At 50.7% G+C, this 14,355-nt stretch carries 11 protein-coding genes; 7 read left to right on the top strand and 4 right to left on the bottom strand.

Features of this window, described 5'->3' with window-relative positions; translation table 11 throughout:
* Window positions 1–62: 62 nt before the first annotated feature.
* Window positions 63–1,775 (bottom strand): DEAD/DEAH box helicase, encoded by a 1,713-nt coding sequence (locus tag ACN06F_RS04335; RefSeq protein WP_038482062.1) that lies wholly within the window; start codon window positions 1,773–1,775, stop codon window positions 63–65.
* 507 nt (window positions 1,776–2,282) lie between these two features.
* Here ACN06F_RS04335 and ACN06F_RS04330 point away from each other — a divergent pair.
* Both ACN06F_RS04330 and ACN06F_RS04325 read left to right on the top strand, forming a co-directional pair.
* Complete coding sequence (locus tag ACN06F_RS04330) at window positions 2,283–2,480, top strand: CsbD family protein (RefSeq protein ID WP_038482059.1); 198 nt, start codon at window positions 2,283–2,285, stop codon at window positions 2,478–2,480.
* Between the two features lie 52 nt (window positions 2,481–2,532).
* A complete protein-coding gene (locus tag ACN06F_RS04325) occupies window positions 2,533–3,015 on the top strand; it encodes a PRC-barrel domain-containing protein (RefSeq protein WP_433924731.1) in 483 nt (160 codons plus the stop codon).
* 124 nt (window positions 3,016–3,139) lie between these two features.
* Here the strand turns inward: ACN06F_RS04325 and ACN06F_RS04320 are convergent, their stop codons facing one another.
* Together ACN06F_RS04320 and ACN06F_RS04315 are read right to left on the bottom strand one after the other, a co-directional pair.
* On the bottom strand, window positions 3,140–4,177 hold the full coding sequence (locus ACN06F_RS04320) for a glutathione S-transferase family protein (RefSeq protein WP_433924730.1): 1,038 nt from the start codon (window positions 4,175–4,177) through the stop codon (window positions 3,140–3,142).
* 99 nt (window positions 4,178–4,276) lie between these two features.
* On the bottom strand, window positions 4,277–5,197 hold the full coding sequence (locus ACN06F_RS04315; protein ID WP_038482051.1) for a LysR family transcriptional regulator: 921 nt from the start codon (window positions 5,195–5,197) through the stop codon (window positions 4,277–4,279).
* 632 nt (window positions 5,198–5,829) lie between these two features.
* Between ACN06F_RS04315 and ACN06F_RS04310 the strand changes: the two genes are divergently transcribed.
* On the top strand, window positions 5,830–7,515 hold the full coding sequence (locus tag ACN06F_RS04310) for a peptidoglycan DD-metalloendopeptidase family protein (RefSeq protein WP_433924729.1): 1,686 nt from the start codon (window positions 5,830–5,832) through the stop codon (window positions 7,513–7,515).
* Between the two features lie 136 nt (window positions 7,516–7,651).
* On the opposite strand, the gene ACN06F_RS04305 is transcribed toward ACN06F_RS04310, so the two are convergent.
* On the bottom strand, window positions 7,652–9,292 hold the full coding sequence (locus ACN06F_RS04305; RefSeq protein WP_433924728.1) for a L,D-transpeptidase family protein: 1,641 nt from the start codon (window positions 9,290–9,292) through the stop codon (window positions 7,652–7,654).
* A 127-nt stretch (window positions 9,293–9,419) separates the two neighbouring features.
* On the opposite strand from ACN06F_RS04305, the gene ACN06F_RS04300 reads away from it, so the two are divergent.
* The 4 genes from ACN06F_RS04300 to ACN06F_RS04285 all read left to right on the top strand — a co-directional run bounded on the left by ACN06F_RS04300 (window position 9,420) and on the right by ACN06F_RS04285 (window position 14,275).
* Window positions 9,420–10,145, top strand: coding sequence for a murein L,D-transpeptidase catalytic domain family protein (locus ACN06F_RS04300; RefSeq protein WP_433924727.1), 726 nt, complete (start codon window positions 9,420–9,422; stop codon window positions 10,143–10,145).
* 254 nt (window positions 10,146–10,399) lie between these two features.
* Window positions 10,400–11,497 carry a CZB domain-containing protein gene (locus ACN06F_RS04295; protein ID WP_038482038.1) on the top strand — a complete coding sequence of 366 codons (1,098 nt, stop codon included), beginning with the start codon at window positions 10,400–10,402 and terminating at the stop codon, window positions 11,495–11,497.
* Between the two features lie 104 nt (window positions 11,498–11,601).
* Complete coding sequence (locus tag ACN06F_RS04290; RefSeq protein WP_433924726.1) at window positions 11,602–12,621, top strand: patatin-like phospholipase family protein; 1,020 nt, start codon at window positions 11,602–11,604, stop codon at window positions 12,619–12,621.
* Between the two features lie 301 nt (window positions 12,622–12,922).
* Window positions 12,923–14,275: a NarK family nitrate/nitrite MFS transporter gene (locus tag ACN06F_RS04285; RefSeq protein ID WP_253487047.1), complete on the top strand. Its 1,353-nt coding sequence runs from the start codon at window positions 12,923–12,925 to the stop codon at window positions 14,273–14,275.
* Window positions 14,276–14,355 lie beyond the last annotated feature (80 nt).

The raw sequence follows: 14,355 nt of genomic DNA, 5'->3' as shown, positions 1-14,355 counted from the left end.
GGATAGAACGATCGTTAAACGTCGTTTTAAAGCACCATTATAATATGGCGCTATACATTAACTTAAGCGCGTTCGCGGCGACGAACTGGTGCATCACCGTCATCACGACGACGACGTGGAGCACGCTCAGGTGCACTGTCTTCACTAATTTCTAACGGGCGACCAGCAACGCGGGCTCGCGCCATTTTCGCCAGAATAGTGGAAGGCAGGCCACTGGGTAGCTCAACTACCGAGAAAGCGTTGCGGATATCAATACGACCGATACGCGCGCCCTCGATGCCACCTTCGTTCGCCAGTGCACCAACCAGTTGACCAGGCTTAACGCCATCTTTATGGCCAACAGAAACACGGTAACGAATCATACCTTCGCTAGGTGCGCTTGAGCGCTCGCGACGGCCACCGGGCTTGCCACCAGGCGCGCTATCACGCGTAGTACGCTCTTTACGCGGTGCTTGCAAGCGTCCAATCGGCGCTTCGTCAGCACGTGCCATCGCGGCAAAAGCACAAGCTAGCTCAACGGCATCATGGCCTTCTTCTACCAGGCGCTCAACCAGTGCGCGCTGCTCTTCAGCACCTTTGGTCAGGGCTGCTACAACGCGATGATGGAACACGTCATCACGGTGAGCGCGAATAGCGGCTTCGTCTGGCAGCGGCATTTCAGTCATTTTCTGACCGGTAGCCTGCTCCATCCAGCCCACTTTACGGCCTTCACGGAAACCAGCGAACGTAATCGCGATACCGCTACGGCCCGCACGACCGGTACGACCGATACGGTGGGTATAGGCTTCTGCGTCTTGCGGCAGATCGTAGTTGATAACGTGCGTAATACGCGGAACGTCAAGACCACGAGCAGCGACGTCGGTCGCAATCAGCACATCAACCTTGCCACGCTTGAGACGTGTAATGGTGCGCTCACGCAGGCTTTGGTCTAGATCGCCAGACAAGCCAGCGGCATTAACGCCACGGGCTGTCAGCTGTTCAACCAGCGTGGTACAAGCAGCACGAGTACGCACGAAGACAATAGCGGCATCAACCGGCTCAACCTCAAGGATGCGTGCCACTGCTTCAAGCTTAGCGCCACCATCGACGCGTACAATACGCTGTTCAATGTTTTCACCGGTCGTCGTGCGCGACTCAATCGCGACTTTTACCGGATTAACCAGATAGCGGTTAACAATGCGTTCAATTTCAGTCGGCAGCGTTGCCGAGAAGAACACACGCTGAGCATCTTTAGGGGTATCGGCAACCACGCGTTTTACGTCGTCGATAAAGCCCATGCGCAGCATTTCGTCAGCTTCATCCAGCACGAGTGCCGAAAGACCGTCGAGTTTCAGACTACCGCGATCAAGGTGATCGATAATACGGCCAGGGGTGCCAACAATAACCTGGGCACCGCGCTTTAGCGCGCCTAACTGTTCGCGGTATTCTTGGCCACCACAAAGGATAGCGACTTCAAGACCCTTGAGATTTTGGCCATACTTACTGAATGAAGCCGCAACCTGCTGAGCAAGTTCACGGGTCGGAGCCATAACCAGTACTTGAGGCTCGCGACGGGTAAGTTCTAAACGCGATAACAATGGCAATGCAAATGCAGCGGTTTTGCCGGTGCCGGTTTGTGCTTGGCCCAGCATATCGCGGCCTTCCAGCAACGCAGGAATCGTCTGCGCTTGGATCGGCGAGGGAATTTCGTAGCCTTGTGCTTCAACAGCAGAGAGAACGGCAGGCAACAGAGCAAGATCGCCGAAGCTCGGCGAAGCGACAGAAGTCGAGGTCATTAATCACACCTTGGTAGGCCGGTTTTTCCGGCAAAAAACATCGTAAGCGTCTCTGACTCTGCTCGTTAATACGCGTGACAATGCATATTAATAAACAAGGATCCGCAAGGCGGATATCATCATCAATGGAGTCGGAGACGCCGGTCGCACCTAGCATTCGGTTAGCAAACACCGCATAAGCGGGCTAACCGCTGTGGCGACCTTCTGCGCCGATTTCACCCGTTTGGTGAAATGCTGGAGGCGCGCCATCTTCACAGCAATGAACATCTGCAGTTGGCAAGATGTTCCAGCAAGCATTTCACTTCGTAGTCAAAGCTACATAGGAAATTGCTTATCGTCGTGATGGAGGGGTCAACACATGCGAGGAGGGCGCATCCTAACACCGCCAGTTGCTTATGACCAGTCTTTTTGCTTTAACCGTTCTTAATACTCAGGCTTGCACATATTCACTGTTCGTCTAACCTGAGAAGTGTCTAACGATGTTCACTAACTTCAAGGAGTGATGCTATGAACTGGGATCAAATTGAAGGCAGCTGGAAAGAAATGAAGGGAAAAGCTCGCGCAAGCTGGGGCGAATTAACTGACGATGAGCTTACCCAGATTGGCGGCAAGAAGGATCAACTTGTTGGCAAGCTACAGCAGAAATATGGCTTAGAGCGGGAAGAAGCCGAACGCCGTGCTGATGAATGGGCGAACGATCTTTAACGTTTGTCGTCTGATTAGACCGCACATTTTAATAGCTACATGGAGAGATGCTATGCGCAAGACAATGCTTACCACTGCTATCAGTACCGTCCTTTTAGGCAGCTTGGCCTTCGGTGTTCAGGCCTCAACTGAACCCCAGGGTATGTATTCTGCAGATGATATTATGGATGCAGAAGTGTTTTTTGCTGGTGGCTCTGGTGAAGAAATCGGTGAAGTCGAAGACATTCTTTTTGATGAAGAAATGCGCATTTCAGCGCTAGTCATTGAAAGCGGTGCAATTCTTGGCCTGGGTGGTCGCGAAATTGTTATTAATACCGATCAGTTTACCCTGGAAACTCATACTGAGAGTGATGGTGATACCGAACACCGTATTATGCTTGAGGCCTCCCAGGAGGAAGTTGAATCCTTCCCTACCTATGATCGTGACTGGTGGGAGCAGACTAAAAACAGTGCCCGCGATGCATGGCAAACGACCAAAGAAGGTGCTCAAAGCGCCTGGCAGTCTACCCGCGAAGCCGTTAATGATAACGAGTAAGCTGCCAGCTTAAATCGCTTAAGCTAGCGGTTAACTAGCCAAATGGGCCACCCAGCAATTGGGTGGCCCATTTGTTAGTAACAAGGTTTGAGATGCAACTTCTGAGAAGCTCTCTGTTTATAAATTATGAAGCGCGACGACGGATGCCCTGCCCTGGCAAGCGTTCACGATTATGAGGGCGCTCTAAATCCAATAGCGGTCCGGCAGGCACAATACGCGTTGGATTAATCGTGTCATGGCTGTAGTAGTAGTGGCGTTTTATTTGGTTCATATTGACGGTCTCTGCAATACCCGGCCACTGATACAGCTCGCGAACGTAATTCGCCAGATTTGGGTAATCTTCAATACGTTTTAGATTGCATTTAAAATGGCCATAGTAGACAGCATCAAAACGGATCAGCGTGGTGAAAAGCCGAATATCTGCCTCTGTTAACCACTCCCCCGCCAGATAACGATGCTCGCTCAAGCGTTTTTCCATTCGATCTAAGGCATCGAACAGAGCCAGCACATGTTTTTCATACACGTGCTGATCCGTCGCAAAACCTGACTTATAAACACCGTTATTAATGTGCTCGTACACATCGTCGCTGATGTCATCAATAGTGCGACGCAGGTCATCAGGGTAAAAATCTAAATCGTTACCGGTCAACTCATCAAACGCGTGATTAAAAATGCGCATCAAATCAGCCGACTCATTATTGACTATTGCGCTACGTTGCTTATCCCAAAGCACCGGTACCGTGACCCGCCCCGTATAGGCAGAATCAGTCATCGTATAGAGCTGATGATGATAGTCGACGTGGTTAACAGGATCCCCACTGGAGCCCTCACTTTGGTCATACGTCCAGCCCTTATCCTGCATAAATGGGCTAACATGAGAAGTGCCAATGAGTGATTCCAGCCCTTTTAACTTGCGCATAATAAGAATTCGATGCGCCCAAGGACAGGCTAGAGATACATAAAGATGGTAACGGTCTGCTTGCGCAGGGTAGCTCTGCCCTTGCCACTGTTTGCCTGACGACGCACCGCCTGACAGTACCTCCATCATGGCATCGTCACCCACCCAGTCGCGTAGCTGGGCAGACTCGCGGATAAATTCTCCACCATGCTTCTTAGTGTCGTACCACTGATCAACCCATTCGCCGTTAACAAGCAGTCCCATCGGGCGGCCTCCTATTGTAATAATCGTATGTAGTAAACGTATTAATAGTGCTGATGACGTTTAGCATACGCCCGCCCTCCCGATGCTCAAGCGGATGTTTTACGGCGATTCATTCGATGAAATCGAATCCTTAGGACAGAGCTCGCTCACCCCCTGTTTCAATGCCTGTGCCATGGCATGGGCTGCAGGGCCAGCGCGATCTCGGTCTCTGAATATCAACTGCATAGGCACCATTCGCACCCCACCAGCACTGAGCGGCAAAGGTTTGAGCTGCCCACTTGAAAGTTCATCAGCAATACGGGTTTCAGGCATCCAGGCAAACCCTAACCCACGCTTCAGCATATCTAATGACGTGTTTAAGTGACTCACTGTCCATCGTTGCTCCGCTTTCAACCAGCCGGAATTAGTCGACTGGCGTAGCGCCGAATCACGCACTACCAGTTGACGGTGTTGGGTCAGATCCCGAAGGTCTAGCGAGCGACTAAGCTGGTGTAACTCATGACTTGGGTGTGCAACGGCTATAAACCGCACGTTCACCAGCGGTTCACCTAAATACCCTTGAGCCGCAATCCCTGAGACCACAAGGTCGGCACGACCATCGTGGAGCATTTCTGTACCACCATTTAGCACACTTTCATGCAGCTGCACTCTGACCTGAGGATACGTTTCCGAGAAACGCTCAAGTGCTTTCGCTTGAGCAGCCGCTGGAAAAATCTGGTCAATAGCGACCACGATTTCAGCTTCCAGGCCTGCAGCCAAACGGGTAGCAACATCTTCTAAAGAGGCGGCACTTTCAATTAACTGGCGAGCTCGGCGCAATAAGAGTTCGCCCGCCTCAGTTAGGCGTACCTGCCTGCCCACCGGCTCCAGCACCTGAACACCCAACTGCTCTTCTAGCTTGTGCACGGCATGGTTAAGCGTAGATGGACTTTTGTGAATAGCCTCGGCCGCCCGCGCAAACCCACCATGGTCAACAACGGCTGCCAGCATCTGCCACTGTGCAAGAGTTACTCGAGACATTTCGATTCCCTCGACGCTAAACAGCGAAATAATCCGCTTTATGTTCGAAAAACCCTTATAGAATGCCAGGAAAAACCGCTGAGTACTTGCCTGTAAACAATTATTCCTAAGCACTAGGCTACCTAAGGGAGTTCACCTGACACTTTTCCCTTAATGACAGCCAGTTGACGCCAAGCCCACCAGATACACAAAAAGACAATTTATTACAAAAAAACAATATTCGACGCACAGCAATTATTAAGTATATCTAAGCATGCTGCCTCAAGACCGTTTCATGATGCCTGTTTTTGCTTTCCGGGCGCCAAAAGATATACAAAAATGATACAAAAATATCACAAAAGCATTGCATAATTAATTTAACTTCTAAAATTGGCGGAAAATATTGATTAACGCCGCCTCCCTATGATTAATTATTGTGCCTGCTTAGTTTTAAGGCGGTTTGCGTTAAGTTACTTTTTTTAGCGAACGGCGTTCACAAATAGGTTTCCTTGCTTATTACCTCCGTATTTCAATGAAGTACATTTAGTGTACAGGCATACAGTCTGTTCACCCTTACCCTCATGGGGTATGGTTCCTGGGTTTACTTTCTTTCATGTTACTCATTTACCACGAACTCGGCGGCCCATTTACCCATGTTGCGAATTCTTCATTCGCTGCCCCGCACACATAAATTGTTACTGTTACCCGTGGCTACAATGGTCACTGTGCTGGGCACACAAAAGTTAATTACGACCTACCACGACTTAAATCAATCTCATACACCACTGGAAAGCGTGCTTGTACCGCTTCCCAGCGACTCTGCTCCAGGGGTTCCTTCATTGCGTCAAGAACGCACCCCCGTTGCTGAAGCCATTGATCGCGCTTCTCGCGCTATCGATGCAACGCGAGATAATATTCCGCTGAACGACCTCGCGGCTACAGAAATTGTCGATCTAGATGTCATCACTAGCGCCGAAGCCTCGATGGCTAGCGTCACGACGCAACCTCACATTAATGCCCGGTTAGATGACGGCGCGCTTCACATGGCCGTGGTATTAGGGACCCTCTCAAGCGGTATGCTCGATGCTGATAAAACGGCTTCCGTCGAAGTGGATAACACCGCTTCCGTCGAAATTGCCGATGCCACTTCATATGAAGATTATGGCAATGAGCTGTTTGGTGATATTTCGTTTCTCGAGCTGGAACTTGCTGCGGACGAGCCCTACGTCCCTAAGTGGAAAACACATATTGTCGAATCGGGTGAGACCTTCGCGTTGCTGGCACAGAACAAGCTAGGCCTGGGCTACAGCGAAGTAATGGCGTTGCTAGAAGACCTACCGGATCCACGCATGCTTACTCATTGGCGTGCTGGCCACAGTTTCGATTACCAGTTAGATGAAAATGGTCGTTTACTGTCGTTGCGTATGATGAAAAACACCCGCGACGGTATCTTGCTAGAGCGTGATGAAGAGCACTATGCCGCAACCGTTATTGAGCGCCAGGGTGAAGCGGTACAGCGTCTTTACGCGGGTAGCGTAAGCGGTAGTTTTGCACGCTCAGCCCAGGCAACGGGGCTAAGTAGCAGCGCCGTTACTGAACTCACTCACCTACTTGAGCAAAAACTCGATTTTCGACGCGACAGCCGTCGTGGAGATCGCTTTCAAGTGCTAGTTGAGTCAGACATGATTGATGGAGAAGCGTTTGACTCTCGCGTACTTGCTGTTAAGTACGATGGCGAACGCATGGATTTAACGCTTCTTCGCAATGCTACTGATAGCAATTTCTATACGCCCGAAGGGAGTAGCTTAGACCCTGCTTTCTCGCGCTATCCGTTTGAAGGCAATTACCGTCTAAGTTCCAATTTTAATCCGCGCCGCAAACACCCAGTGACTGGCCGGATAAGCCCGCATAATGGAACCGATTTTGCGATGCCTATTGGCACACCTGTCGTTGCTCCAGCCAATGGTCGCGTGGAAAAAGTGGGCAACCATCATGCCGCAGGGCGTTACATTGTCGTTCGTCATGATAATGGCTATCAAACCCGTTATCTTCACCTTTCTCGTCCGCTGGTCACCGAAGGTGCGCGTATTGAAATGGGTGAGCGCATTGCGCTTTCAGGCAATACAGGGCGGAGTACGGGGCCTCATCTGCACTATGAAGTCATCGTCAACAACACGCCTGTCAACGCAATGAACGTAGAGCTGCCTGAAAATACCAGCCTAAGCGGCGACACGTTGATTGCTTTCCAGCGCCAAGCTGAGCCCATGATGGCAGCATTGGATAGCGGAGAGACAGGTACTATCAGCGTTGCAAACTACGAGCGCCAAGAGGAGCAGTAACTTTCTTACTCTCTTTACATTGAACAATAACGCCGCCATTCAGGGCGGCGTTATTGCTTTGAAGCAAGTCTACGTTTACAAACCTTGCTTATAAACCATTCTTATAGAAAACCTAGCAATCAATCCGCCCTTCACGTTATACCGCTCGTGACAATGCAGCCAACAGGTCAGCGTCACGACGGTAAATATCATCACGAAATTCTACTTCCCCTTGAGCATTTGGCCAGGCCGTCAAATAGTGCAGCGCGACGGGAATACGCTGTGGCAGATTAACATTACGATCACTTCCGCTACTGTTAAGCAACGAAGATAGTTGGTGACGACTGCCACTATCTTGAAGCAGTAACTGCGCAAATTCCGTTACGCCTTCAACGCGCACACAACCAGAGCTGAGCGCTCGCTGATCGCGCTGAAACAACCCTCTGGCGGGTGTATCGTGAAGATAGATCATTTCGCTATTGGGAAAACGTACCACCACGCGGCCTAGCGGATTACCGCCACCTGATACTTGGCGCAACATCACTGCACCTGGCCGTTGCCAGTCAATAGCATCAGCGTTTAACCGCTCGCCGGAGGGACTTAACACTTGGATATTTCGCCGGGCTAAATAGCCAGGGTCTCGTCTGACCTGAGGTAAAACGTCCTCGCGCATAATGGTCGGTGGAATCGTCCATGACGGGTTGATGGTTAAGTGGCTAATCGCCGAATGAATAATAGGCGTTTCGCGCCGCGGTGTGCCGACTACCACTCTGGCATCCCAGTGCTCACCATTGGGCCGAGTGTAGTGCAATCGATATCCCGCAATGTCAACCCACACTCGCGGTTCATTGGTTTGAGTGGGCTTGATCCAACGCGCCCGCTCTAAGTTGACACGCAGTTGATCGATACGCGAAGTGACCGGTGTATTCAATGCAAGCCGCGTGCGCTGCCCCACAACACCATCTTCTTGTAACTGATGACGACGTTGAAATTGCTTAACTGCCCTTTCTAACTCAGCATCATAGGTGCTCTGGTTGCTAACCGCAGATTGAACCTCAATCATTGGGTAGGCATTGCTATCCGCCGCCAGCAAGTTGGTTTCTCCCCAATAGGCCAAGCGCTGTCGCAATACCAGCACATCCTCATTAGTATCACCTGGGCGTAATGCCTCATCTCGACCGGCCAGGTAGGGAACATTGCCTTTTTCAGCCAGCGTACGGTATTGACGTAGCGCATCACGTAGCTGAGCGTACTCCGTTGATGAGGGCCTCACATAGTCAAGCGCGCCCTGAATATCGTCATTTTCCACCGCATGGGCAATGCGCAGCAAAGAGTAGCGGCGCTCAGGCCTAGGGATATCCCATTTCGGCTCGACCTCGTTTGGATTCACCTTGCCCCGCGAAAGGTGCTCAAGTGCGAGTAAAAGTGCTGTCGTGGCCTGAATATCAAAGTCAGCTTGCGCCAACGCCCCTGCTTGCTGGCTAACTTGGAATGCGTTTAGCAGGCTGCCCGCGTCGTAATCACTAGGAGCCAAACCATCATCTTCAAGACTATTTAACGCCTGCACCAGTGCTTCAACCCGGTTGATATCTTGCCAGACGGGCCGTTGGTTTAGCTGCTGGTAAAAGTCCTCAACAGGCAGTAACGCACTGGATTGAGTATCCAAACGCTGAGCTAACGACTGCTCAAGAGCACCTGTATCAGCTTGCGCGCTGGTAACTAACTGAGGCGCTTGGATCAGCGTCAGACATAGAGCCACCCCTATCGCCCATCGTCTAATTAACGTTGTCTCGTTCATCGCTCCTCCTTGCGTTACTATTCATCGTCGCTATTTATCATTGCGATTCATCATTATTACGCTACATCTATTTATCATAGCCGTTTACATGTCTCCTTCATCGATATCTATTGCAGGATTGCACTCTATGCCTTTTTACCTACGTGCTTTTACCGCCATTTTTTCGCTTCCACTGTTGTTATTGAGCCTTCCCTTACAAGCCGCTAGCTTTTTCTCACAGGTCTCTTCTACAGCGCCTCCCGGCGTTTCGCCCTTGCATCATCAACTGCTCCAACTAGCCCCATCAGCAACGCCAGAGGCGCTGCGACTCGCCGCTCAATCACTTAGCTGTGCTGACCCAACCGCTGAACGCTTAGCCGTCATTGATTACTCGCTTCCGTCTACCGAGCCACGGCTTTGGGTCTTCGACCTACATCGACATAAGCTGCTATTTGAAGAGCTGGTTTCTCATGGGCAAGGTTCTGGCGATGCGTTGGCAGAGGTCTTCTCCAATACCCCCGAGAGCCACCAGTCCAGCATCGGGCTCTTTCGCACAATGAATAGTTATTATGGTCGTAATGGCTATTCATTGCGCCTGGATGGCTTAGAACCAGAGGTTAATGACCTCGCGTTTGAGCGAGCGATTGTGATCCATGGCGCTGACTATGTTAGCGACGACTTTATTACCCAGACCGGCAGGCTCGGACGTAGCCACGGCTGTCCTGCCGTACGCGAAGACATCACGTATCCTCTTATCGACAGTTTGAAAGAGAACCAGTATATCTTCGCCTACTACCCCGATGAAGAGTGGTTAGCAACGTCGCAGTTTCTGCGCTGCCCAAACGACAATGCTCCCCACTTAGCCCAACGCTGATAATTTTCCCATCAAAATTGGTGAGCGGCGAAGCTGCCCACTTTGTGAGACCAGCCTTAAGGCTGGTCTTTAAAATTCGCCTTTGAGACTAATCTTTGAGACTGACCCGGATACATTAAGAAACATAGTCCTCAAAAACGCAATAGACTGGTTTTCATCATTAATACCAGGTAACTCCGGCACGCACGGCAACCACCTGCAATACTTTGTGACAAAACATCACAAAGCTATTTACTATTTTGCAGGTACTGGCCATGTTTGCTTTTATGCATCCGTATCAAACTATCCATCGCCTAGAGCAAGAAGTGGCAGCGTTGAATGCCCAATTAGAGGCTGAAAAAAAGCGCCACCGCTGTCGCGCGATCAGCTTGATGACGCCAGTTGAGTCGCTCAGCATGCTTCAGGCCAGGGGCGCGGACATGCTTTGCTCATTGAGCAAAGGCGTAGAAGTGCACGCTCAGCACCTTGCTGCCGAGCAATCGACACTTACTGACACCTTCAGCCGACTCCATAAAGCCGAGCAAAGCGCACAAACGTTGCAGCAACACCGCCAACGCTGCCAGCAAACAGACGCTTATTTATCGTCCCCTTTAGTGACTGAGCAAGCCTTCCACGATATACGTCAGTTGAGTGTCGAATTAGGGCACAGCGCAGGCCATACACAAGCGTTAGCCATTACTGCGGCCTTGGAAGTCGCTCACTTTCATGAACAACCGGCAGGCATGCCAGCAATTGTCCAGGACCTGCAAGAGTTATCAAAACACTCTCGGCAATTAGCGCATCAGCTAGCGCAGTGGATCGAGCGCACCGCATTGCAAGTAAATGAAGATGCAAAGATCCGTGATTATCAGCAGCAGGAAATAAAGGCCTTAACCAGCGCCGCCCAAGCAGCAGAACATGTCATTGAGCAGTTGATAGACCAGTCACGCCATATGTATAAGGTCATACACCACAGTACAACCACGGCTTATTTGCACGCCGCCAAACTCGAGCATGCGGTATGGAAAAGCCGCCTTTATAGGCAACTACTCTCTGCTCATCTGGAAGAGAATTTAGAAGATCACCAGCACTGCACGCTTGGGCATTGGTACTTTATGGGGGACGGTCATCGCTATAAGCATACGGAGGCTTACAAAGCGCTGGCGGCACCGCATAAGCGTTTTCATGAAAGCGGTTTAGAAGCACTTAAGTTTGCCCGCCAAGGTGATCATAATGGCCAGCTTGCGGCACTGGCTATGATGGAAGAAGCCAGCAGCCAGCTAGCGCTCCAGCTTGATAAACTGATGGAGCATGCTGTTTATGAGGTTCCCCTTTCAAATGGGCGCCCTTCACCATTAGCAGATTCACCTTGATGACGTGCTGTACGCCTGCCTAGCAGACGTACACATATCACACTCTTTTATGCCATGCTGGGTGCGTTACCGCGCTTTTAATCACTCACTCAGCAGGGAAAGCAATGTCGCAGATCAAAAAGCTAGATCTCGCTTTACAGGGCGGTGGAGCCCACGGTGCTTATACATGGGGTGTCATCGACCGCTTACTTGAAGATGACCGTATCGAAATAGAGGGCATCAGTGGCACAAGCGCTGGCGCAATGAATGGTGTGGTCATGGCAGACGCCCTCACCCGCGGTAACAAAGATACGGCTCGCCAAGCGTTACACCAGTTTTGGAAAGCGGTTAGTCGAGCGGGTATGGCGAGCCCAATTCGCCGCTCACCACTAGATGTACTTACCGGAAACTGGTCCCTCGATCACTCACCGGGTTATATGGCTATGGACCTTTTAAGCCGCTTGGTATCCCCCTACCAACTGAACCCTCTGAATATTAATCCATTGCGTGACATTGTCGCCGAACATATTGATTTCGAACGTGTAAGACGTTGTGAGCAGCTTAAGCTATTTGTGACGGCCACTAACGTTCGCACTGGAAAACAGCGCGTCTTTCGCCGCGAAGAGATGAGTGTAGATGCAGTCATGGCCTCTGCTTGCCTGCCATTTGTATTTCAAGCGGTTGAGATAGAGGGCGAAGCGTACTGGGATGGCGGTTATATGGGTAACCCAGCGCTGTTCCCTTTAATGGAGGAGTGCAGCGCACGCGACATTCTGTTGGTGCAGATTAACCCCATCATCAGAGAAGAAGTCCCCACGTCTGCCTCAGCCATAATGAATCGACTAAATGAAATTACCTTTAATTCAGCCCTGATTAAAGAAATACGCATGATTGCGCTGCTTAAGCGCACACTGGATGAACAGGGAATCGAAAACTGCTATCAGCAAGCGCTCTTCCACCGTATCAGTGGCGAACAGGCGCTAGAGGATCTCTCGGTATCCAGCAAAATGAACTCAGAATGGGCGTTTCTATGCCATCTGTTTGAGCAAGGGCGCGATGCCGCCGAACGCTGGCTAGAAACTCACTTTGAAGCGATAGGTGAACGTTCAACACTGGATATTGACGCTGTTTATTTGCACGAATAACCAGCACTCAGGTGTCGCACGTCTTCACCGCAGATGCGCCACCTTGGTGCATTACCAGCCTACTGAAACTCTCCACCTATTAAACAAACACACATAAGAAACTGATTTTAAAATTAAAATAATCTTATGGCGAACTAATTGCTTCACTCTTACTGAATGATGGTAGGCGTGGACCAGGCCCAACGGGTACGAGTGCGTCGAACCTGCCCTTCAATGGCGAAGGCATGTTCTCGTTAACAACATAGCGCCTTTCCAAGCGCCATGTTTTGACCCACTCGTATCGTGCTCTGTGAGGCCATCCATGGACATTCGCAATAAAGCTAACCGCATTCGGCTATTAAACTTCTCTACCCCTCAAATGCGTGCGTTCCACTTCTCCTGGTTCGCGTTCCATATCTGTTTTTTTGGTTGGTTTGGCATCGCTCCACTGATGGCAGTGGTCCGTGAAGATCTATCACTCACCCAAACGCAGATCGGCAATACCATTATTGCCTCCGTTGCTATTACCGTTATTGTCCGCCTGCTCATTGGCGTGCTGTGCGATAAAATTGGGCCTCGTAAAACCTATACCGGTTTGTTGATGCTGGGCGCTGTGCCCGTTATGTGCATAGGTTTTGCCAATAGCTTTGAGACCTTCTTACTCGCTCGGCTGGCCATCGGAGCCATCGGTGCATCCTTTGTGATCACCCAATATCACACCACGATGATGTTTGCGCCGAATGTCGTTGGCACCGCCAATGCGACCAGTGCTGGCTGGGGGAACTTGGGCGGCGGTACGACGCAAATCCTGATGCCGTTGATTTTCTCAGGTCTACTAATGCTTGGCGTTAGTGAAACGCTAGGGTGGCGTTTAGCAATGGTGGTGCCTGGCGTCGTACTGTTTTTTACTGGGATTGGCTATTGGCTGTTTACCCAAGACGCTCCCGATGGCAACTTTAGCGACCTGCGCGCCCGCGGTGAGCTACCTGAAGCCACAGGTGAAAATAGCGCAGTACAAAGCTTTCTGACCGCAGCAAAAGATATTCGCGTATGGGCGCTGTTTATTGTTTACGGGCTCTGCTTTGGCGTCGAACTAACCATCAATAATATTGCCGCTATCTACTTCTTCGACAAGTTTGACCTGACTCTGGCGACCGCTGGTTTAATCGCTGGCTTATTTGGCCTAATGAATATTTTTGCCCGTACCCTTGGCGGCGTTTTTTCAGACCTGTTCGCAAAACAAGGCGGTTTAAAAGGGCGAGTTCGCTGGCTGTTTATCGCCTTGGTATGTGAAGGAATAGCACTCATTGCCTTCTCACAAATGCATGTCTTAAGCCTCGCAATTGGCATCATGCTGGTCTTTAGCCTGTTTGTTCAAATGGCCGAAGGAGCAACATTTGGCGTGGTGCCCTTTATCAATAAAAAAGCACTGGGGGCTGTTGCCGGTATTGTGGGGGCGGGTGGAAACGTCGGTGCCGTATCCGCCGCCTTTCTGTTCCGTAGTGAAAGTCTTGGTTATCAACAAGGGCTTTTTTACCTTGGCATTACCGTATTAGTGCTCGCTTCCTGTGTACTGGTAGTACGCTTCAGCGATGCCACAGAAGCCGAAGAAGCCACCGCCTACCGTGATGCGGTTGGCGGCGACACGAGCGCAGGCGCACTCTCGCTGCGTTAGTATTCACTTACCCCTCTGTACGCTTTATCCGCGACGATTTTTTACGACACGTTTTCGCGACACTTATCGCAACAGAGGGG

The organism is Vreelandella sp. 21, assembly GCF_050995515.1.
Taxonomy (GTDB): domain Bacteria; phylum Pseudomonadota; class Gammaproteobacteria; order Pseudomonadales; family Halomonadaceae; genus Vreelandella; species Vreelandella alkaliphila.
The sequence above is the reverse complement of the archived record's forward strand: the minus strand, read 5'-3'. Positions and strand labels throughout refer to the sequence as shown.